At 61.3% G+C, this 20942-nt stretch carries 15 protein-coding genes; 10 read left to right on the top strand and 5 right to left on the bottom strand.

Going from position 1 to position 20942, the window contains the following annotated elements; all coding sequences use genetic code 11:
- The first annotated feature begins 88 nt into the window (after positions 1 to 88).
- From CIC07_RS24950 to CIC07_RS24925, 6 genes are all read left to right on the top strand, one after another.
- A complete protein-coding gene (locus CIC07_RS24950; protein WP_094248295.1) occupies positions 89 to 1552 on the top strand; it encodes a peptidoglycan DD-metalloendopeptidase family protein in 1464 nt (487 codons plus the stop codon).
- Between the two features lie 146 nt (positions 1553 to 1698).
- Positions 1699 to 2448 carry a response regulator YycF gene (gene yycF / locus CIC07_RS24945; RefSeq protein ID WP_076357192.1) on the top strand — a complete coding sequence of 250 codons (750 nt, stop codon included), beginning with the start codon at positions 1699 to 1701 and terminating at the stop codon, positions 2446 to 2448.
- Entirely contained in the window at positions 2448 to 4280 is a 1833-nt protein-coding gene (gene walK, locus CIC07_RS24940) for a cell wall metabolism sensor histidine kinase WalK (RefSeq protein WP_076357194.1), read from the top strand. The genes yycF and walK overlap by 1 nt, the downstream gene beginning before the upstream one ends.
- Positions 4280 to 5824: a two-component system activity regulator YycH gene (gene yycH / locus CIC07_RS24935; protein ID WP_076357196.1), complete on the top strand. Its 1545-nt coding sequence runs from the start codon at positions 4280 to 4282 to the stop codon at positions 5822 to 5824. Before walK ends, yycH begins: the two co-directional genes overlap by 1 nt.
- Positions 5824 to 6636, top strand: coding sequence for a two-component system regulatory protein YycI (gene yycI / locus CIC07_RS24930; protein WP_076357198.1), 813 nt, complete (start codon positions 5824 to 5826; stop codon positions 6634 to 6636). The genes yycH and yycI overlap by 1 nt, the downstream gene beginning before the upstream one ends.
- Before the next feature lie 365 nt (positions 6637 to 7001).
- Entirely contained in the window at positions 7002 to 7814 is an 813-nt protein-coding gene (locus CIC07_RS24925) for an MBL fold metallo-hydrolase (protein ID WP_048745321.1), read from the top strand.
- Here the strand turns inward: CIC07_RS24925 and CIC07_RS24920 are convergent.
- On the bottom strand, positions 7777 to 8028 hold the full coding sequence (locus CIC07_RS24920; RefSeq protein WP_076357200.1) for a hypothetical protein: 252 nt from the start codon (positions 8026 to 8028) through the stop codon (positions 7777 to 7779). The genes CIC07_RS24925 and CIC07_RS24920 overlap by 38 nt on opposite strands.
- Positions 8029 to 8257: 229 nt before the next feature.
- Here CIC07_RS24920 and CIC07_RS24915 point away from each other — a divergent pair, with 229 nt between their 5' ends.
- The 3 genes from CIC07_RS24915 to CIC07_RS24905 all read left to right on the top strand — a co-directional run bounded on the left by CIC07_RS24915 (position 8258) and on the right by CIC07_RS24905 (position 10322).
- Positions 8258 to 9628 (top strand): S1C family serine protease, encoded by a 1371-nt coding sequence (locus CIC07_RS24915; protein WP_076357202.1) that lies wholly within the window; start codon positions 8258 to 8260, stop codon positions 9626 to 9628.
- A gap of 147 nt (positions 9629 to 9775) precedes the next feature.
- Positions 9776 to 9943, top strand: a complete 168-nt coding sequence (locus tag CIC07_RS24910; protein ID WP_021880303.1) for a CxxH/CxxC protein — start codon at positions 9776 to 9778, stop codon at positions 9941 to 9943.
- Between the two features lie 193 nt (positions 9944 to 10136).
- On the top strand, positions 10137 to 10322 hold the full coding sequence (locus tag CIC07_RS24905) for a hypothetical protein (protein ID WP_157741982.1): 186 nt from the start codon (positions 10137 to 10139) through the stop codon (positions 10320 to 10322).
- Here CIC07_RS24905 and CIC07_RS24900 read toward each other — a convergent pair.
- Positions 10315 to 12528 (bottom strand): 5'-nucleotidase C-terminal domain-containing protein, encoded by a 2214-nt coding sequence (locus tag CIC07_RS24900; RefSeq protein WP_234992980.1) that lies wholly within the window; start codon positions 12526 to 12528, stop codon positions 10315 to 10317. The genes CIC07_RS24905 and CIC07_RS24900 overlap by 8 nt on opposite strands.
- 419 nt (positions 12529 to 12947) lie before the next feature.
- Here CIC07_RS24900 and CIC07_RS24895 point away from each other — a divergent pair, with 419 nt between their 5' ends.
- Positions 12948 to 13454: a pyridoxamine 5'-phosphate oxidase family protein gene (locus tag CIC07_RS24895; RefSeq protein ID WP_094248294.1), complete on the top strand. Its 507-nt coding sequence runs from the start codon at positions 12948 to 12950 to the stop codon at positions 13452 to 13454.
- A gap of 219 nt (positions 13455 to 13673) precedes the next feature.
- Here the strand turns inward: CIC07_RS24895 and CIC07_RS24890 are convergent, their stop codons facing one another.
- The 3 genes from CIC07_RS24890 to CIC07_RS24880 form a co-directional block, all read right to left on the bottom strand.
- Positions 13674 to 18596 carry a DUF7507 domain-containing protein gene (locus tag CIC07_RS24890; RefSeq protein WP_083688139.1) on the bottom strand — a complete coding sequence of 1641 codons (4923 nt, stop codon included), beginning with the start codon at positions 18594 to 18596 and terminating at the stop codon, positions 13674 to 13676.
- Positions 18597 to 18755: 159 nt separating this feature from the next.
- On the bottom strand, positions 18756 to 20165 hold the full coding sequence (locus CIC07_RS24885) for a sensor histidine kinase (protein ID WP_076357996.1): 1410 nt from the start codon (positions 20163 to 20165) through the stop codon (positions 18756 to 18758).
- Positions 20165 to 20842, bottom strand: coding sequence for a response regulator transcription factor (locus CIC07_RS24880; RefSeq protein WP_076357209.1), 678 nt, complete (start codon positions 20840 to 20842; stop codon positions 20165 to 20167). The genes CIC07_RS24885 and CIC07_RS24880 overlap by 1 nt, the downstream gene beginning before the upstream one ends.
- Positions 20843 to 20942: the final 100 nt, after the last annotated feature.

The following is a 20942-nucleotide window of genomic DNA, read 5'->3' as shown; positions in this document are numbered from 1 at the left end:
GCCCCGCGGCATAATGCCGGAGACCTGGCGGGATTCATAGGACCAAGAGAGCAAATGCAATCGAGCATGCGAAGAAGGAGACACGGTAGTGATTGCATACAACCAACAAGAACCGCTTAAGGATATGAGGCCCGCACCAGGGCCAACGCGAAAAAAATGGGGATGGATCGCAGCGGCGGCGCTTCTGCTCGTCGTTCTGGCAGGAGGCTCCTGTTGGGGCTACTCCCACTACGTCAACAGCCATACGTATGAATATTACCAGGTTCTTCTGGATGGCAAGCCGGTAGGCACGGTAGACAAGCCGTCCACGGTGGCCGCGATGGTCAAGAAGAAGGAGCGGGAAACCGCGGAAGCGCACCCCAACCTGACCATGACGCTGCATACGGGAACGATCACCTACGAGAAGGTCCGCGAGTACAAGGGCAAGCCCGAGAGCGGAACGACCCTGGACAAGCTGGCGGCGGGCTTCTCGGCGACGGCGACGGGAGCGGCGGTCAAGGTGGACGGCAAAGTCATCGGAATCGTGAAGAACGAGGAGACGGCCAGAACCGTGCTGAATCAGCTGCAAAGCAAATACGCGCCTCCTCAGCGGATGAAGAGCGCTCTCAAGGTCATGACTCTGTCGGCTTCGACGAAGGCGGCCGCGCCTGCCAACGGTATCAGCGGCGTCAAGTTCGCCGAGGACGTGACGGTGGATGAGGCGGAGGAGCTCGATCCTGCGGAGATCCTCGGCCAGGACCAGCTGCAGCGCATTCTGATGAGCGGCACATCCACCGACACGAAGTACACGGTGCTCAAGGGCGACTGCGTCGGCTGCATCGCGTCCAAGTTCGGCATTTCCAAGGAAGTCATCTATCAGAACAACCCGACGATCGAAGACGATATAATCAAGGCCGGCGACATTCTGGACCTGACGGTCAAGAAGCCGGCGATCAACGTCGTCACGACGGAAAGCCAGTCGGAGATCATCACGACGGAGCCGCAGGTGATCATCCAGAAAAAAGCGACGATGAAAGCCGGCGAATCGAAGGTCATCCAGCAGGGACAGCCGGGCTCCAAGCGGCTCACCTATTCTGTCGTCAAGCAGAACGGCTACAAGATGAGCGAGGATCTCGTCAGCATCGACGTCATCCGCAAATCGGTTCCGAAAATCGTCGTGCGCGGCACGAAGGTCGTCGTCGGCGAAGGAAGCGGAGACTTCATCTGGCCGGTATCGGGCCATCGCATCACGAGCACGTACGGCACCCGCTGGGGCAAGCTGCACAAGGGCATCGACCTCGTCGGCGGCAGCACGATCAAGGCGGCGGACGAGGGATACATCGAATTCGCGGGCCAGAAGAGCGGATACGGCAATGCCATCATCATCAATCACCGCAACGGCTACAAGACGCTGTACGGACATATGAGCAAGCTGTCGGTCCGCACAGGCCAGGTCGTCGACCGCGGCCAGGCGATCGGGGTCATGGGCAATACGGGCCATTCCTTCGGCACTCATCTGCATTTCGAGGTCTACAAGAACGGAGCGCTGCAGAACCCGCTCAAATTCCTATAACAAGCTCCAGCATCCGGATGCCCGCAAGGGTCGTCCGGGTGTTTTTCGTTGCGGGGCCGGACGGCCATGCAAGGCGTGTCCACACTCTTTTATGGTAAACTAGACGGTAACGGGATCAACAGTCCAAGAGGCAGGCGGTGACGGGAATGCACGGCAAAATACTGGTGGTGGACGACGAGCGTCCCATCGCGGATATATTGAAATTCAACCTGGAGAAGGAAGGCTACGAGGTCATCTGCGCCTTCGACGGCGGCGAAGCGGTGCGCATGGCATTCGAGGACCAGCCGGATCTGATCCTGCTGGATCTGATGCTGCCGGTGAAGGACGGCATGGATGTATGCCGCGAGGTGCGTACGCGCCTGCAGACGCCGATCATCATGCTGACCGCGAAGGATACGGAGATCGACAAGGTGCTCGGGCTGGAGCTCGGCGCGGACGATTACGTGACCAAGCCGTTCGGCACGCGCGAGCTGCTCGCGCGGGTGAAGGCCCATCTGCGGCGCACGCAGAAAATCCAGGAGGCTTCCTCCGGTGCGAGCGCCGGAAGCAAGGAAGAAGGAGGGGAAGAGCAGCAGGGATTGAAGCTGTTCAACCTGTTCATCGATACGGATATGTATGTTGTCTACAAGGACGGCCAGCCTCTCGATCTGACGCACCGGGAGTATGAGCTGGTCTATTACCTTGCGCGCCACAGCGGCAAGGTCATGACCCGCGAGCATCTGCTGCAGGCGGTATGGGGCTTCGAGTATTTCGGAGACGTCCGCACCGTGGATGTGACGATCCGCCGGCTCCGGGAGAAGATCGAGGATGACCCGAGCCGTCCGGAATACATTCTGACCCGCCGCGGACTCGGCTACCTCATGCGCAATCCGAAGCACGGCGGCTTCGGCGGCTGATGAAGGGGCGCCGCTGGTTCAGCACGATCCAGGTCAAGCTGATCGCGATCTACATGCTGCTCATCCTGATCTCCATGCAGGTGATCGCGGTGTATTTCGTCAGCTCGGTGAAGACGTCGCTGACCGAGACGTTCACGAACAGCCTGAACGACCAGGCGCGCGCTTTGGCCGTGCTGGCGGCGGACAAGCTGACGGAGGAGAGCCTGGCCGCGCCAGCCGACAGCGGCAAGGAAGCCTCTTCGCTGTCGGAGTACGTCAACAGCCTGTTCAGCCGCAGCGGCTCGGAGCTGCAGGTGCTCGACGCCAGCGGCCGCGTGCTGGCGGCTTCGGATGCCTACAGCGGCTATATAGGGAAGAAAAACACCTCCCTGATGGTCAGCCAGGCGCTGCAGGGAATTCCCGACAACGAGCAGGACATCCTCGACGAGGACAATGTGCGCAAGAAGATCATCACGCAGCCGATCAAATCATCCGACAACCGGATCGTCGGGGCGGTATACATCGTGGCTCAGATGACCGAGGTCAACGCTACGGTCGACCGGGTCAACCGGATCTTCGTCTCCGGCACGCTGATCGCGCTCGGCCTAACGGGCGTGCTCGGCGTCGTGCTGGCGCATACGATCACGAGCCCGATCAAGGGACTGACCCGCCAGGCGGAGGCCGTAGCGGAGGGACGCTTCGACCAGCAGGTGCCGGTGCTCGCCGACGACGAGATCGGCCGCCTCAGCGAGGCGTTCAACGAGATGACGCATCGGCTGCGGGAAGCCCTCTCCGTCAACGAGGAGGAGAACGAGAAGCTGCAGTCCGTCCTCTCGAACATGAGCGACGGCGTCATCGCGGCGGACGAGTACGGCACGGTCATGGTTTCCAACCAGCGGGCGATCGAGCTGCTCGGCGTCGATTCATGCGAAGGCTGCAGCCTCTCCGAGCTGCTGGAGCTGCCTCAGGAGCGGCTTGAAGCGCTGCGCAGGTCGCGCGGACTGGCCGCGGTGCTCGTGAAGGAGTCGCCGGACGGCGAGGAGCGCTGGGTGCTGCGCGTGACGCTGAGCCCGATCCATCGGCGCGGCCGCGGCATTACGGGGACGATCGCGCTGCTTCAGGATATTACCGAGCAGGAGAAGCTGGACCAGTCGCGGCGGGAATTCGTCGCGAACGTGTCCCATGAGCTGCGGACGCCGCTGACGACGATCCGCAGCTATGCGGAGGCGCTTGATGACGGCGCCCTTGCAGAGCCGGAGCTCGCCGGCCGCTTTGTCGGCGTCATCCGCAACGAGACCGAGCGGATGATCCGGCTCGTCTCCGATCTGCTCCATCTGTCGCGGCTGGATTCCCAGCAGTCGACGCTGCGGCGCCGGGAGACGGAAATCGCCGACATGCTGGATGAAGTGGCGGACCGCTTCTCCGTGCAGATGCGCAAGAAGGGAATCCGCGCCGTCGTCCGCGTCGAGCCGGGCGTGCACACCGCCGTGCTGGACCGCGACCAGATCGACCAGGTGCTGGACAATCTGATGTCGAATGCGATCAAATACACGCTGGAGGGCGGGCGGATCGAGCTGGCGGCGCGCGAGCATGAGGGCGATATGCTCGCCGTCAGCGTCAAGGACTCCGGAATCGGCATTCCGAAGCGGGATCTGAGCCGGATTTTCGACCGTTTCTACCGGGTCGACAAAGCCCGCTCGAGGGAAATGGGCGGCACGGGGCTCGGCCTGTCCATTGCCCGGGAAATTATCAAGGCGCACGGCGGGTCGATGGCTCTCGAGTCGGAGCTTGATGTCGGCACGACGGTGACGTTCTTCGTGCCGAGACTGCAGGAGAAGGGAGAGCCGGCCTAATGGAAAGAGCCAAAACATGGATGCTTGCCGTGCTTGTCGTGCTCAGCCTCGTCCAGAGCTACATGCTCTCCTACAGCGTACCGGGAACCGCCGTGCGGACACCGCAGAACTACGTCAATACGGAGCAGATGGGACCGGAAAGCAAAACCGAGGATGTGCTGTTCCCCGAGCAGATGATCCTGCATTTCGGCAACGGCAACCATACGGTGCTCAATCCCGGCGATCTCCCTTTCTACAGCCTCATCATGAGCAAATTGAAGGGCCGCCAGTTCGGCGGCTTCCAGCGGACGAGCGCCGAGATCGTGAATTGGCTGGAGATCCGCGACCGCAACCTCGGCATCGAGCTGAGGCTCGGCAGCGGGCTCCCGGTGCAGCTGCTCTCGCGCATGCTACAGCTGGAAAGCAGCGACGGCACCTTCCAGTCGGACACGATCGACCGGATCTGGATCTTCCGCAGCGCCGGCAGCGAGGAAGTGAGGACGTTTTTCTTCAGCACGGACGGCAGCGCAGCGTATGAAGCGACTCAAGCCGACTTGACGGTGCGGGATGTGGAGGATGATGTCGGCCTCGGCGAGTATTGGACTCCCTACAAGCCGAATATCTACGGCGTCTACCTGCCGCAGCAGCCGGTCGAAGCGGCCGAGGCGGAGACGGATTACCAGACGTACTCGCCGGATCTGCTGCAGCGCAATCTGTTCTTCGATCCCGGCATGACGCGCAGCCGCAAGGACCGGACGGGCTCGCAGGTGTATACGGACGGCAAGCGGACGCTGCAGGTCGAGCAGGACGGGCAGTGGATCAGCTATACCGATCCGGCCGCGCCGCTCAGCGGAACCGGGACGGGCGCCAGCCGGACGACTCCGGCCGGCAGCATCTCAAGCTCGGTGCTGTTCGTCAACCAGCATGGCGGCTGGGACGGCCTGCATCAGCTCGAGGGGATGACCGAGCCGCGAAGGCCGGACCGCACGCCTCAGCCGGGCGGGAGCGCAGCGGCGAACGGCTCAAGCGCCGGCGCGGACCAGCATTTCCTGTTGTTCCGCCAGTACTTCCGCTTCGGGGAGAACCGGATTCTGCCGATTGTTCCGTCGCCGGAATTCCGCTTCGGCTATATTCAACTGACGGTCCAGCAAGGGAATGTCACCGCTTATGAGCGCTCGCTGATCACGCTCAGCGGCTCGCCGACGCGCAAGGCGGTGCGCTGGCTGCCCGGCGGCAGCTCGCTGGAGGCCGCGATCTCGGGGTATGAGCGCCGTTCGGAGATCCGTTCCCTGTACCCGGCGGTGAAGGCGTACCGGGCCGATGAAGGCAGCATCCGGTTCACCCCGGTGTGGGCCGTCCGTCTCAAGGACGGCACGGAGCAGACGCTGATCGGGCCGCTCGCGGAGAGCTACGACGGATCGGATCTATCGAGAACCGATCTCTCGGCAATTGCGCCGACGCCGACTCCAAGCCCGACGCCGACACCGGACAGCTCCCAAGGACTCCAGGGTCCGCCGGCAAGCGGCGGCACCGCTGCCGGCGCCGGGAAAGGGGGGCGCGGCTGATGGATTGGGGAAGGGCGAAAAGCGTTCTGATTCTAGCTTTTCTGCTGCTCAACATGCTGCTCGGCTATCAGCTCTGGATGGATGTGCGCGAGCGGCTGCAGCCGAACAATACGGTGGCCGGATTGTCGCCTGACACGCTGGCGGCGATGAAGAGCAAGGGCATCGAGCTGACGGGCGGCATTCCGAAGGAAACGCCGGAGCTGCAAAACCTGACCTATCGTTATGTAGACATGGATGAGGACGAGCAGAATGCAGGCGCCTCTGCGGCCGAAGCGCCGGGCGGCGACATCACGGAGCTTGAGACCCCCGTGGACAGCCGCGTCGTGTTCGATCCTAAGGAGCTGAGCAAGGCGCTGGGGGGCGTCATACCCGAAATCGGCAAATACGATCTGGACACGGCGGTATATGACGACCGCAAGTTCGTGCTGTACCGGATGGCGGAAGGAAGGCCGATGTTCAACGTCCGGCTGGAGCTCTATTACAGCAATCAACGGATTACCGGCTATCGGCAGCAGCGGATCGAGCTGCTCCCCTCGGAGCAGCAGAGCCCGCCGCAGTCCGTCCTGCCCGCCTCCAAGGTCATCCGCTCGGAAATCATCGAGCGCTACGTTCCCGAGCATGCCGTCATCAAGGAGATTCGGCTCGGCTACAAGGAAGGCCAGCTGTTCGACTCCGAGACGCAGGTATCCACGCCGTCCTGGAGAATTCTGATGGAGGACGGCAGCGTCATCTACCTTCAGGCATACAGCGGAGAGGTGCTGACGGACGCGGCTCAGCCGCAGCCGCCATCCTCGCCGGGGACCGGCAAATAAAACGGCGCCCGCCTCTGAAACGGCGCCATGGCTTGCGGCAACGGCGGCCGCGTGCGGCGCCATCGAGGCAGGCATCCTGCAGGAAGGGGAGGCCTTGTGCAGCATCGGCACTTCCGGCGTCATGCGAGGACCGGCGTCCCGCGGAGCATGGGAGGCCAAGGGACTCTCAACGAGAAGCCATTCCTATCGGTCGGAATTTTCTTTTCCTTGGAAAGGCATGCCGCGATTGGTATGGTACAATAGGTTTTCATAGTGAAATGGCGAGCCGAGAGGCTCTGCAGCTGCATGAAGCATACGGCTTCATGCGATAGAGCGGATAGGCCTGCAGGAGCGAACGCCTGGAGCGCAAGGAAGGAACATGCGGAATGGAATTCAGATTCACTGTGCTGGCGAGCGGCTCGACGGGCAATGCGACGCTGGTGCAGAGCGGGGACAAGACGGTGATGGTGGATGCGGGGCTCAGCCTCAAGAAGCTGGAGGAGCTCATGTATCTTCAAGGCGTGACAGGGCATGACGTGGACGCGCTGATGATCACGCACGAGCATTCGGACCATATCAAGGGATTGAACGCGCTGGCGCGCAAATACGAGCTGCCTGTATACGCCAACGAGGCGACCTGGGCGGCTCTGGAGCGGCATGCGGGCAATGTCCCGCAAGAGAGGCGCATCGTGATGGGCACCGGCGAGGAGATCCGGTTCGGCAGCATGGGAGTGCGCTCGTATCCGATCTCCCATGACGCGGCCGAGCCGGTCGGCTATACGTTCACGGATGACGGCTACAAGCTCAGTCTGGCGACGGACCTCGGTTATGTCAGCGACATCGTCCGCCGCAACATCATTGATTCCGACGTGCTCGTCCTGGAATCGAACCACGATCCGGAGATGCTGCGCATGGGCCGGTACCCATGGAACATCAAGCGCCGGATTCTCAGCGATATCGGCCATTTGTCCAACGAGGCCGCCGGAGAGGCGCTGTGCGAGCTCATGACGGACCGGACGCGGCGGGTATATCTGGCTCATCTCAGCTTGAACCACAACATGCCGGACCTGGCGAGGCTGACGGTCAACCAGGTCATGGAGGACAAGGGACATTTCTTCCGGCAGGACGAGCATCCGCTGCGCGGAACGTATCCCGACCAGCCTACTCCATGGGATCAAATAAAGCGGAAAGCGCTTTGAGCGGCTCGTTGTCCGCGGCTTCGAGCTGAGCGGACTTGGCCTCCAGCTCCTGCCGGGTAAGCAGTCCCTTTTCGACGAGCAGCTCCAGCATGGCGCTCAGCGCGAGGAGGGTGCGGTACTGGTTGTCGGCCAGATCTCCCATCTTGGCGTGCAGGGCTACCTGGTCCCAGGCGTTAGGGACTCCAGCCGGCGGTTGAACAAGCTTGATATCCATGTCGGAATCACTTCCTTCGACCAAGATTGGAGCGGACCTGCAACATTCGGTGCCTTGGGGTCGTTGAATAGGTAACAGGCAGACCGGCTCTCTATTATTATTCTAGACGAATCTTCCGAAATCATTCCAAGTAGAGAAAAAACATCCTGTAGTTGAAAATCAGGCAGGCACGTATGCTTAACTATATGGCAGTTACCGCGTGCGCATATCACGGGAGGAGCGGGTTACAGTGGGATTGTTCGACGATGAGTTTTATTCGACAGCAGTATCCCGGCGCACAAGCAAAAAAAACCGCAAGCCGATCTCCGGGTTCCCGCTGCGCAGCCGCAGAAGCTGGGGAGCGGGCCGTCTCGTGGCCGTATCGGCCGCAAGCGGGGCCGTCATCGTCCTGGTGCTGACGCTTGCCATCGGCAGCGGCGGCACTCAGGCGGCCGCCGTCAGCGAAGCGTCGCCGCCGCCAGCGGCCGGACTTGTCGCTCCCGGCGACGCGATCCAGCAGACCGTCGCCGCATCCGCGAAGGTGCGCCCGGCCGTCGTCAGCATCGTCAACGAGCAGGCGGCTCCCGACCGCAGCCAGAGCGGCAGCGGTTCTGCCGACAATGGCGACGGGAGCGGAGCGATGCAGCCGGATACGCCGGAAGGCCAGGCAGAGGACGCGCCGGAAGGCGAGCTGCAGCCGGCCAGCGTCGGCAGCGGCGTCATTTTCGCCAAGAAGGACGGCAAGGCGTACATCATCACGAACAACCACGTCGTGGAAGGCGCATCGGCGCTGAAGGCCGTCCGCATCAACGGCGAATCGCGTTCCGCCAAGCTGGTAGGCAGCGACTATATCACGGACTTGGCTGTGCTGGAGATCGACGGCAAGGGCATCGACATCGTTGCGGAGCTCGGCGATTCCTCCAAGCTCCAGTCCGGAGAGATGGTCATGGCGATCGGCAATCCCCTCGGCCTCGGCGACTCCCTGTCCATGGGCATCGTCAGCAAGACCAAGCAGATCATTCCCGTCTCGCTGAGCCAGGACGGCAATTACGATTGGGAGCAGGAGGTCATCCAGACCGATGCCTCCATCAACCAAGGCAACAGCGGCGGTCCGCTCATCGACATGCAGGGCAAGGTGATCGGCATCAACAGCATGAAGATCGCCGATGTCGGAGTTGAAGGCGTCGGTTTCGCGATTCCGGTCAACAACGTCATTCCGATCGTCGATCAGCTGATGGCCAACGGCAAGGTTCCGCGTCCCTATCTCGGCGTCTACACGCTGGATCTGGCTTCCTACTTCGCGCAGCAGAGCTTGCCGGGCAGCAAAGGTTCCGCGCAGGGATCGGACGACGCTGCCGAGAGCTCCGGTCCGAAGCTTCCCGCCGATGTCAAAAAGGGCGTCATCGTCCTGGAATCGGTCGGTCCCGCCCTCGATGCGGGGCTGCAGTTCAACGACGTCATCGTGAAGCTGGACGATCAGCCAATCAGCAGCACGATGGAGCTGCGCAAGTACCTGTACGGCAAGAAGCAGATCGGAGACAAGATCAAGGTGACGTTCTATCGCGACTCCAAGCAGGAGACCGTCACGTTCAAGCTTCAGGACAAGGCGGACGACGAGTAGCGGATATAGAGAACGAGGGATCCGGCCTGCAGGCCGGATTTTCTTTTATTTCCCGGAAGCAGGGAATTGAATGCCTCTGCCGGGGATGTGGTACAATGGTAGGGACGAAGGTAAACTTACAAGATACGAAGCGGGGTAGGTCATCGAATGTATTGCGTGTGCAAGGAGCATATTGAGCTGGCTTTGGACAAGTTCGTGGATGAGTACGAGGATGCGCCGGATATGGTGAATCTGAATGAAACGCATTTTGCGAATTGGGACCCGCCGGTGAAATGTGACTTGTGCGAAGAGAAAGCGGAATTCTTGATCGTATAATCCGGATGAGATAAAAAGGCCGCACGGACTGCCGGCAGGGCGGGACGTCCCGAAGAGCTTCTTTCCCCAGGTGGGAGAGAAGCTTTTTTTTGCCGTTGCCGGAGCCGGGATGAGCATGGATTCCGATTGTGGATAAGAGAAGGTTTCGAAGTCAAGCGGATATCCACATGTGGATAGGCGAAGCGGCGGGCTTATGAACGTATTTATCCACATATTCACTGGTGGCGGCAAGCGGACGAACCCTGAACCCTGGCTTGCATCCGATAGGCTGCCTTTCTTTGATCGGGAGGGGCTCTCCGATATCGTCGAAATCCCGTTGAACCTAGGAAAAAAGGCTGCCCCTGAAGGCAGCCTTGGCGGAAGATGCGGATTTATTTGATGATGGCGACATACTCGCCGTACACATACGCCTTGCTTCCTTTGTAACTCACTTCGATCCAGCCATGCTTCCAGCCGGTAACGGCGAATACCGTTCCTTTCGGTACCGTCGCCACAATCTTCGCTTTCGAGGAAGCCTGGGCGCGCACGTTCAGGAATGCGGCGGTTACTTTAGCTTTTTTCGGTACGGAGGGCGGATCCGTTGCCGGCTTGCCCGGTTTGACCGCAACGGGAGGCTTCGGAGTTGCGGGAGCCGGAGCCGCTGTAGCCGTCGGAGCCGTGGGAGCCGTGGGAGCGGGAGTCGCCGCGGCCGTCGGAGCCGGAGTCGCTGGAGCCGGAGCGACGGGATTCAACGGAGAAGGCGTCGGCGAAACGGACGGAACGACAGGCGGATGGGTCGGAGCCGGAGCCTCGGCATCCTTCCTCGCTTTGTTCAGGCTTTGATAGAACTCGCCTTTGGTTTTCAGGCCGTCGAACAGAGCTGCGCTCACGCCTGCTTTGGCGGACAGCCGGGCGATCTCATCCCCGCTGACGGGATCCTGAATGTTGATGGAGGCCACATTCGTATACTTGCCGTCATCCGTCGCAGGAACGGATAGAATGCCGGCATTGATCAGCTCGACGATGTCGGCGCGGGCCGGAGCGGCCGTATCGACGCCGGTGATTTTCCAGCGCTGGGCCGGCTTGGGCTCATAAACGCCGTTCTGGACTTCCTTCAGGTAAGAAATGGACAAATTGCGGATTGTGCCCTTGTCCTCGCCGAACGCGGTCGCATCCTTGGATGACCACAGCTGCTTGAAGCTGCGGCCCGCAAGCGCTCCTCCCGGAGCCTTCAGAGCGTCCATCCGGTAGGCGTTCATGCCGAGCTTCAGCGTGTCGCCCGGCTGGATCGGGTTGCCCTTGAGATCGGCCAAATGCTTGATCCGGCTGCCGTAAGGCTCGGTCAGATCGATCTCATACGTCACGCCGCCGAAGAAGTCGTTGGTGCTGTACTTGGAGGCGCGCCGCTTCTTGTCGAAGCTGACCGTGACGTCGCCCGGACGGGTGGAATTGAAGTAGCCTGCCGCCCATTCCATATAGTCCTTCAGATCCTTGCCGGTCACCTCGTACACGGTTACTTCGCCGAGCGCGAACTGGTAGTTGAAGGCGATGTCCTTTTTCTTGATCGGGCCGACGTCGAGCTTCGCCTTGTCGTTGTCGATCTGATGCGCGACGACATTCGCCTTGCTGTAATGGAGCATGACCTCGCTGAAGAAGTCCGACAGAGGCGTCTCCTGGACCTGGACGGCCGGAATGCCCTTGATCTCGTCCACGGGGACCATGTTCATCCCTTGCAGCTGGGCCACGATCGTGTTCGCGTCCGCACGGGCGAATTCATGGAAAGGCTGAAGCTTGCCTTCGAGGCCGGGGTCCGATACGGCGAACGTGCCGTCGGCCGCTTTCACCGGAAGCGCGAATGCCTGCTTGTCCTTCAGCACCATCCTGTCTCCCTGCTTCTCGAAGGTCAGGTCGATCCGGGACAGGTGGGAGCCGTATTTGTTCGGTTCGGAGATGATGACGCCGTTCACCGTCTCGGATTCGACGAGCGTATGCATATGTCCGGCGAAAATGGCGGCGAGCTGAGGATTGGCGTTCGCTACATCCTTCACGCCCGTGCCGGGCTTGCCGTTCTCGTTTTCCAGCCCCATGTGCATGAGGCCGACGATGGCATCCACCTTGCCGTCCAGCTCTGCGATGGCTTTTTTGGTCTCCTCGACAGGATCCTTCACGATGACGCCGTCGAGATGGTTCGTGCCTTTCTCAAATTCCGTGATCATAGGCGTGTTCATGCCGACGACGCCGATTTTCACGCCGCCTCTCTCGATGATCGTGTAGGCCGGCATGTAGCGGTCGCCGTTCTCCTTGTAGATATTGCCGACCAACGGCTGGCCGTCGAATTGGGAGGAGATTTTCGCCAGCACGTCGAGGCCGAAGTTGAATTCATGGTTGCCCATGACCCAGGCGTCGTAGTTCATTTCGTTCATGGCGACCATCATCGGGGATTGCGGCTGGTCGTTGAACAGCTCGGCCGAATTATCCTGGATCATGTCTCCGGCGTCGAGCAGGATCGTATTGGGGTTTTCTGCGCGCACCTTCTTGATCATCGTGTACAGCTGGGTCATGCTGCCCGCCGGGTTGGGACCGTCCAGAGCGTAATCCCAAGGCATGAAGCGGCCGTGGATATCGGAGGTGCCGAGCAGCGAGATCGTCGTCGTATCGGCCGAGGCTTGCTCCGCATGGGCGGTCGATGCCGTGAACGGCGCAGCCAAGGCGGTGGCTGACAGCGCGAGGCCGAGCAGGAGCTTGGCGCCGCGCTTGAGCGGATTGGACAAGGTAGGAATCTCTCCTTTTGGATTGTTAAGATTATGTAAAGATGGTTCTCGTAAAGTCTAGAGCATATCCAATATGATGTAAATCCTTAATTGGCAAGGGTTTGCGGGATTCGCGAGGTTTGGCCGGCTTTCAATTCGTTTAAGAAGATATCACTTGGACAGGCTTGTAAAGTGCGAGCCGATCCGCTTGTCGGAGCAGGATGAATCCACAGGAAACGCCAGATGAATCCAAACTAAACGAATGAGGTGACGGCATGTCCAACGAATACACCGCAAGCCAAGAAGCAGTCGAGAAGGTCCGGGATCTGATCAAGGGAATCGATATCGCGATGCTTACGACGGCAACGGATGAAGGGCTGGTTTCCCGTCCGATGCAGACTCAGGAGGTCGAGTTCGACGGAGATCTGTGGTTCATCACGAAGAAGGAAACGGACAAGTTCGAGGAGCTTCAGCATGATCGGCGCGTCAATGTCGCCTATGTGGGAAAATCGTATGTATCGGTCCGCGGCGAAGCCGAGCTCGTGAGCGACAGGTCCAAGATCAAGGAGATCTGGAATCCCACCTATGAGAAGCTGCTGGGAATGTCGAGCGACGATCCGGAGCTGGTGCTGATCAAGGTGAAGGCCGAGACGGCCGAATATTGGGAAACCGGCAACAAGGCCAAGATGGTGGCCCAGCTATTCAAGAAGATGACGGGCAAGCAGGAGCATATGGATATGAACAAGACGGTGGAACTGAACGGACGCAAGGCTGAGGGCTGAGATGCCTGTTCAGACCGGCAGGAGTCCGGATCAAAAAGTGCATGATCAGGACATGAACGAGTCAGGACGTGCATGAACCCGGATAGGAACGCGTCGGAAACAGCAGTGATGAAACCGAGCAGAGGGGAAATGAAAAACGCAGGATGCGCTCTTTCGAGACGCTTCCTGCGTTTTTTTGGCGATGCTGTTGGCTCAGGCGCTAGAGAACGCCGCGCTCCGTCATTCCTCTTCCTCGTGCACAGCGAGCACGAGCCGGTTGGAGCGGGCAGCCGCCCGTATCGGACTTCCATTGTCGCTTGCGAACGTATAGCCCACGACGGCGATGTTCGCGATCTCTCTCGCATGGAGAGGGGACGGGACGCGGGCGCTGAATTCGATGATGCGCTCTCCGCCCGGCTCCAGATCGCCCAGAGGAAGCCCTGCAAGAGCTTGCCTCGAGGCCTCTTGGCCATCGACGACAAGGGTGCCCGGAATAAACACGAGCCCGTTCCGCAGCGGGTCGGACAATACGAGGCCGCTCGTGCGGATGCCGCTGGCATTGTGCACCCGGATGGCGAATTTCACGATATCGCCGGGGAAGGTGGCCTTGCGGTCGGCGCTCTTGCGGACGTCGAGCAGCGAAGGCAGCACCCGGACTTCGGCCGATGCCTGCTGCGGCGCGGTCTGCGGGGACTCCGCATGGACCGTGTTGACGATGACCGAGCCGGCTGGGGCGTCAACCGGAATCGTATACGGCACGGATGCCGTCGCTGCCGCTCCGTTGATCGAGAGAGGCGCTCCGCTCGCCAGCAGCGAGACGACCGTATCGATGCCGAGCAGAGTGTCCCGGATGCGCACAGGGCTGAGCGGAATGTTGCCTGCGTTGCGAAGCCGGATCAGGAAGGAGATCGTCTGTCCCGGACGTGCCTGTGCGGGCACGGCTTGCTTGGAGATCTCCAGCTGCGGATCCGGCAGGACGGTGAGGCTGGCCGATGCTTGGGCAGGCGGCGTCTGGTCGCTGACGACCGTAACCGTATTGGTGATGATCGACCCGCCGGGAGCGAAGGCGGGAACGGTGTAGTCGGCCAGCAAGACGACCGACATGCCCGCCGGGATCTCGGTCACGACCTGCGAGAAGCCGAGAATCCGGTCCACCAGGCGCACGTTCCGCACCGGCGCGTTGGAATCGTTGCGCAGGCTGATCCGGTAGGTGACCGTTTCTCCGGGGAGGGCGGAATCCTTGCTCACGCTCTTGGCCACGGAGAGGCTGAAGCCGGCCCGGACCGACACGGTAGCGGAGTCTGTCACGGCCGGCGCTTCGTTGGACGAGACGGTCGCCGTGTTCACGAACAGCTGTCCGGCCGGCGCTGTCTCCGGAATCCGGAACGGCTGCCGGATCGTCTCCGATGCCCCCGGCTCGAGCAGGGGAATGACCGCCTGGAGGCCGATAAGCGTATCGGCGATGACGACATTCGTCAGCGCGACATTGCCTGTGTTGCTGACGGTCAGCGAGTAGAACACCGTCTCTCCGGGGAATGCCGCCGGCGTGCTGGACGTCTTGGATACAGCCAGGGAAGGAGCCGGCAGCACGGTGACGGTCGAAGTCGCCTCGGCCGGAGGCGTCTGATCCGTCTCCACGACGGCCGTATTGACGAGCACGGTGCCGGCGGGCGTGCCGGGCGGCACCGTCAGCTGCGAAGGCAGGACGACCGACTCTCCGGGAGCAAGCTGTGGAATCGTCACGCTCAGCTGCGTCGCCGGGTCTTCAATGACGACTCCGGTGAGGAGAACCGCCGACGTATTGGTCACTGTGATCGTGTAGACGATAGCCTCCAGCGGCGCTGCGGAGGCCCGGTCCGCCGTCTTCGAAATGGTCAGTCCCGCCACGGGATCGATGCCTACCCTCGCGGAATCGGTAACGGGCGGCGTCTGGTCCGACGAGGCGATGGCCGTGTTGACGAGCACCGTCTCCGACGGGGCATCCACGGGAACGACATAGGCGGACGTCAGCACGGATGTCTGGCCGGGGCCGATCGCCGGAACGACGCTGTCCAGGCCGACGAGCGGATCCTGGACCCGGACGCCGGTCAGCAGGACGTTCCCTGTGTTGACGACCGTATACGTATAGGTGATCGTATCGCCCGGGAGCACGCTGACGGCGTCGGCCGTTTTGGCGAAGGCCAGGGAAGGGGACGGATCGACCGTCACCTCCGCCTCGGCGGATTGGGACGGCGTCTGATCCGAGGTCACGACGGCGACGTTGGCGATGACGGTGCCCGGCGCAGTTCCGGCTGGAACGGCGAAGGAACCGGACAAGGCGACGAAATCGTCCGGAACGAGCAGCGCGATCGTCTCGAACAAGCCGAGCAGGGAATCCTGGATGACGACACCGGTCAGCTCGGCGCCGCCCGTATTGCGGACGACAATCCGGTATTGGATCACATCGCCCGGCACGGCTGTCAGCCGGTCGGCGATCTTCTCGATCCGGATGCCGAAGGTAGGCAGCACGATGACCTCGACCGAATCCTGCTGCTCCGGGGTCTGGTCCGTGCGGACGGTAGCCGTGTTGACAATCAGCGTCCCAGGCGGGACGGTGAGCGGCACCGTGATGGTGCGCTCGAACGAGGCCGATTGTCCCGGAGCCAGCGAGAGCAGCGTCTCGTTCAGGCCGAGCTCCGGATCGGTGACGCGGACGTTCGTCAGTGTCGTGTCGCCGACATTGACGACTTCAATCGTGTAGGTGATCGTATTGCCCTGCTGGACCTCGCTTCGATCCGCCGTTTTGGAGAACAGGAGCGCCGGCACACCGACTACGTTCAACGCAGCGCTGGCTTCGTTGCTGACGACTTCTCCGCCGCTCGGATCGACTGCCGTGGCGACGGCGACATTGACGAGGAAGCCGCCCGGCGGAAGCGTTGCCGGCACATAAGGCTGCTCGAAGGTGACCGATTCTCCCGGTGCGAGCGTCAACAGGCGCAGCGACAGGTTGAGGACGGGATCGGTCAGCAGGATATTGGTCAGCGTCAGGCTGCTCGTATTGGTCAGTACGAATTCGTACAGCACCGGCTCGCCGACCCGGACGGTGGAAGGCGTCACCGATTTCGTCAGCTTCAGGCTCTCCGGACCGGCCAGCACGACGACGACCGAGGAATCCTCCACGGGGGAAGTCTGGTCGGCCTTCACCGTAACGGTATTGGTGATGCGGTTGTCCTGGACGTATGGAGGACCGGCTGTAATGGAAACCTCGATCTGCCTGGATTCCCCGATGGCGAGGCTGAACGGCGGGACGCTGACCGGAATCAGGGAGTCGGTGACGACGACGTTCGTGAGCGGAACGTTGCCGGTATTGGCGACCGTAATCGTGTAGACGACTTCGCCGCCGTCCACGACCGTCAGCCGGTCGGCCTGCTTGGCAACGGCAATGCCGGGAACCCCGTTGATCTCGACCGTGGAGGTCGCCTGTCCCGTCGTCTCGTTGCTGGTGACGGTGACGGTGTTGGAGAGCGGCCCGGCTGGCGTGCCTGGCGGAATCGTAAACGGAACCTGCAGGAACAGGCTCTCGCCGGGAGCGAGCTGGTCGACCGTTTCCCGGTAGCCGAGCAGCGGATCCTCGATGACGAGGTTGTTCAGCACGGCTTCGCCCGTATTGATGACCTCGATGGTATACGTGACCAGATCGCCGGGATTGGCCTGAGCGGCGCTGGCGGTCTTGATGACCGTGACCTCCGGAATGCGGCTCCGGATGTTCGGAATGTCCAGGTACTCCCCGAATACGGCCTCGAAGGTGAAAGGCGGCACCGGCTCGAAGCCCGGCGGAGGGGCAATCTCCTGCACATAATAGAAGCCGGGCAGGAGCTGGAAGGAGACGACTCCGTTCGGACCGGTCACGACCTGCAGGAAGGTAGGTCCCTGGAAGAGGAACTCGACCCCCTCAATGCCCACGCCGCTTTCGGCGTCATACTTCCGCAGGAAAATATTGACGAAGGAACGGAAGTTCGTGAGATGAAGGAACACGATCTCGCCCGGGAACTGGATCGTGAAATACAGCGGCAGCGGCTCCGGATTGTAGCCGACCGGCGGATTGACCTCGACGACCTCGTATTCTCCCAGCGGGAGATTGCCGAACAGCACCCTGCCGCTGAAGTCGGTGACGCCAACCGCTTCGGCGAACGGGGGATTGATGCCGCGAACCCGGATCGTTACGTCCGGCAGCGGCTGGCCGAAGTCGTCCGTCTTGAAAATCTCCACTGCGCCTGTCTCTCCGAACAGCTCCAGCACATCCACGCCGATCGGCAGGGAGCCTACCGGAATCTCGGCGATGACGGCATCCGAAGCCGTATCGATGACAATGACGCTGTTGGTGCTCGTAATGGCCGTATAGGCTTCCCGAAGCGTTGTGATGGCGATGCCTTGGGCTTGAGGATTGGTCGGAATCGGGAACACGATGCCGGCGCCAGGAATGATGACATAGACGGCCCCGGCGCTGTCGGTCGCGTACAGCTTGGAGCCATCCGGCGTGATCGCCAGATTCTGCAGATCCGTCCCCGCAGCGATGACGTCGATGACCGTGTTGGTGAGCGCGGCGATGACGGCGACGCCGGCATCGGTCGTCGCATAGACCAGGCTGCTGCCGGGATCCACGACGATGCCCGCTCCCGCGGGAGGACCGATCGGAATCGTGGCGATGACGGCTTGGGCGAGGGTATCGATGACGCTGACGAAACCGAGGCTGCCCGTCACATAGGCCCGCTCGCCGTTATTCGCCACGGCGACCTTGAGCGGAGTCCCGATGTTCGGCAGCGGAATCGTATTGGCGACGAAATTGCCGGCCGTATTGATGACCGAGAGATCGGCGCTCCCCTCGTTGACGACATAAACCGTGGTATTGTCCGGCGATACGGCGATGCCGTTCGGCTGCAAGCCAACCGGAATGGTCGCCTCCACGAACAGCCCGTTCCCGTCGATGACCGAGACGTCGTTGCTCCCCTGATTGGTGACGTACACCCGGTTGATGATCCGGGCGGCGGCGGGATATTGGGGATCGATTCCGACCGGAATGCGGGCGATCTCGGTTTTGCTGGCCGTGCTGATGACCGATACGGTATTCTCGCCCGAGTTGGCGACGAAGACGAGGATAGAGTCCAGACCCGGCAAACTTTCCACCTGCCTCTCCTAGATGCTCAAATACGGTGAGGTATATGCGGGAGGGCTTGGTTGAAATTCCGGCCGAGGGGCCAGGATGGGAATCTATTCGCAGGTTTCTCCCGATCCGGGCTCAGGACATTCCTTACGCGAACGCGTGAGGAAGCGGGGAATGGAAAGTTAAAAAACGGAGGGAACCAAGAAATAAAAGGCTGTCGAGCTGCCGGGCTCGCTCTTCGCCCAGATCCGGCCCCCATGCTGCTCCACGATCGACCTCGCGATCGCCAGCCCCAGCCCGTAGCCGCCGCCGCTGCGGGAGCGGGAGGCGTCGACCCGGTAGAAGCGGTCGAAAATCTTCTCCAGATGCTCGGGAGGAATTCCTTCTCCGGTATTCGATACCTTCAGCTGAATATGGTTATGCTGCTTCATCAGCTCGACGTTGATGGAGCCTTTTTGGCTGGTGTACTTCACCGCGTTGTCCAGCAGGATCATGACGACCTGGCGGATCTGCTGGCTGCTGCCGACGGTGGTCAGGCCGGGCTGGATCTCATACGAGAATTCCAGATCCTTCTCGTAGATGACCGCCTCCATCGTCAGAATGACGCTTTCCACCGCTTCGCTCAGGTTGAACGGAACCTGCAGCACCCGGTCGCGTGCGTCCTCCATTTCGGTCAGGTACAGCAGGTCGTTGGTGAGCGTCTTCATGCGCTCGGTCTCCGACTTGATGCGATGCAGCCATTTGGCCTGCGCGGAGATCGTGTCGTCGCTGTTCGCGAGCAGCACGTCGGCGTTCGTGTTGATGACGGCAAGAGGCGTCTTCAGCTCATGCGACGCATCGGCGATGAAGCGCTTCTGCTTGTCGAACGCCTCCCGGACCGGAGCGATGGAGCGGCCCGCGAAGTACCGGCTCACAAAATAGATGACGGCGAGCATGACGAGAGCGACCAGGGAGAACGTGTAGATCATCGTGGTGAGGATCTTCTGCTGGGCGGTCACGTCCAGATAGACGATGGAATACCCTTCTGCGGTACGCTGCGTGCTGTACGCCCAGTCGGTGCCGTCTAGCGTGAAGCGGCCGTTCTCGACCGGATTGGCGACGGCGCGCTCCTTGGCCAGCTCGTAGAACTCGTCGTCCATGTCGAAGCGCGAGTCCTTGGCCAGCAGGTTCCACTCCGCATCCGTCCGCAGAGCGAACGAAACGGAGCGCTCGGGAGGCGGATTCATTCCTCTGCCGCCGCCGCCCGTCTGCGTTTTCAAGCCGCCGCCTGAGCTTCCCAGGCTGCCGCCGGAGCCATCGCCAGAGCTGCCGCCAGAGACGCCAGCCGCGCCGTCCATGTGCGGGCTGCCGCCGTCTCCGCTCTGGGCGGAGGATTCAAGGCCTGAGGTGTCCGATTGCTTCTTGCCGCCGGGGCCGCCTTGGCCGGGACCGCCTTGATGGAAGAAATCGGAGACGCGCCCGAGCTCCATGTCGATGTCATGGCGCGTATTCTGATAGGTGATCGTGTAGATGGACCCGAAAGCGACGAGCATGATGATCGAGATGATCACCATGTTCATCGTCAGGAACCGGTTGCGCAGCCGATTGAAGATCATTCCGTCGCCTCCAGTACATACCCAACGCCCCGGAGCGTGTTGATGCGGACCGAAGCGTCCAGGAACGCCAGCTTTTTCCTCAGGAACGAAATATACACTTCCACGTTGTTGTGCTCCGCCTCGGAGTCGAAGCCCCACAGCTTCTCGATCATCTGCTCCTTGGACGTCACGGCAGACTTGCGCGTGATGAGCAGCTCCAGCAGCTCGCTTTCCTTGAGAATCAGCTTGAGCTCCTTGCCCTGGCACGACAGCTTCAGCGTCGAGGTGTTCAGCTCGATATTGCCGAACCTCAGCCCGTCCTCCGGCACGACCTCGCCCTTGCGCCGCAGCGCCGCCCGCATGCGGGCCAGCAGCTCGTCGGTGTTGAACGGCTTGGCGATGTAATCGTCCGCCCCGTAGTCCAGGCCCGAGATCTTGTCCGCAACCTCGCCCTTGGCCGTCAGCATGATGACCGGCGCCGCGATGCCCTCCGTCCGGATCGTCCGCAGCAGCGTCATCCCGTCCATGCCGGGCAGCATGATATCCAGCAGCAGCAGATCGTAGATGCCGCTGAGCGCGTAATCGAGTCCCGACTGGCCGTCGTTCACGACGTCTACGGAATAATGGTTTTTTTTCAATATTTGAGAAAGCGCCTCTGCCAGATGCACTTCGTCTTCGACTATCAGTATGCGCATGAGCCAAGTCCCCTCCGTCTCTTCCTCCCAAGCCGCCTTGCACGCCCATTATAGGAAGCGAACCTTTAATCAACCTTAATCGTAGCATCCAGGCGCGCAT

Source organism: Paenibacillus sp. RUD330, from assembly GCF_002243345.2.
Classification (GTDB): Bacteria; Bacillota; Bacilli; order Paenibacillales; family Paenibacillaceae; genus Paenibacillus_O.
This window is presented reverse-complemented; position numbering and strand designations above follow the sequence as displayed.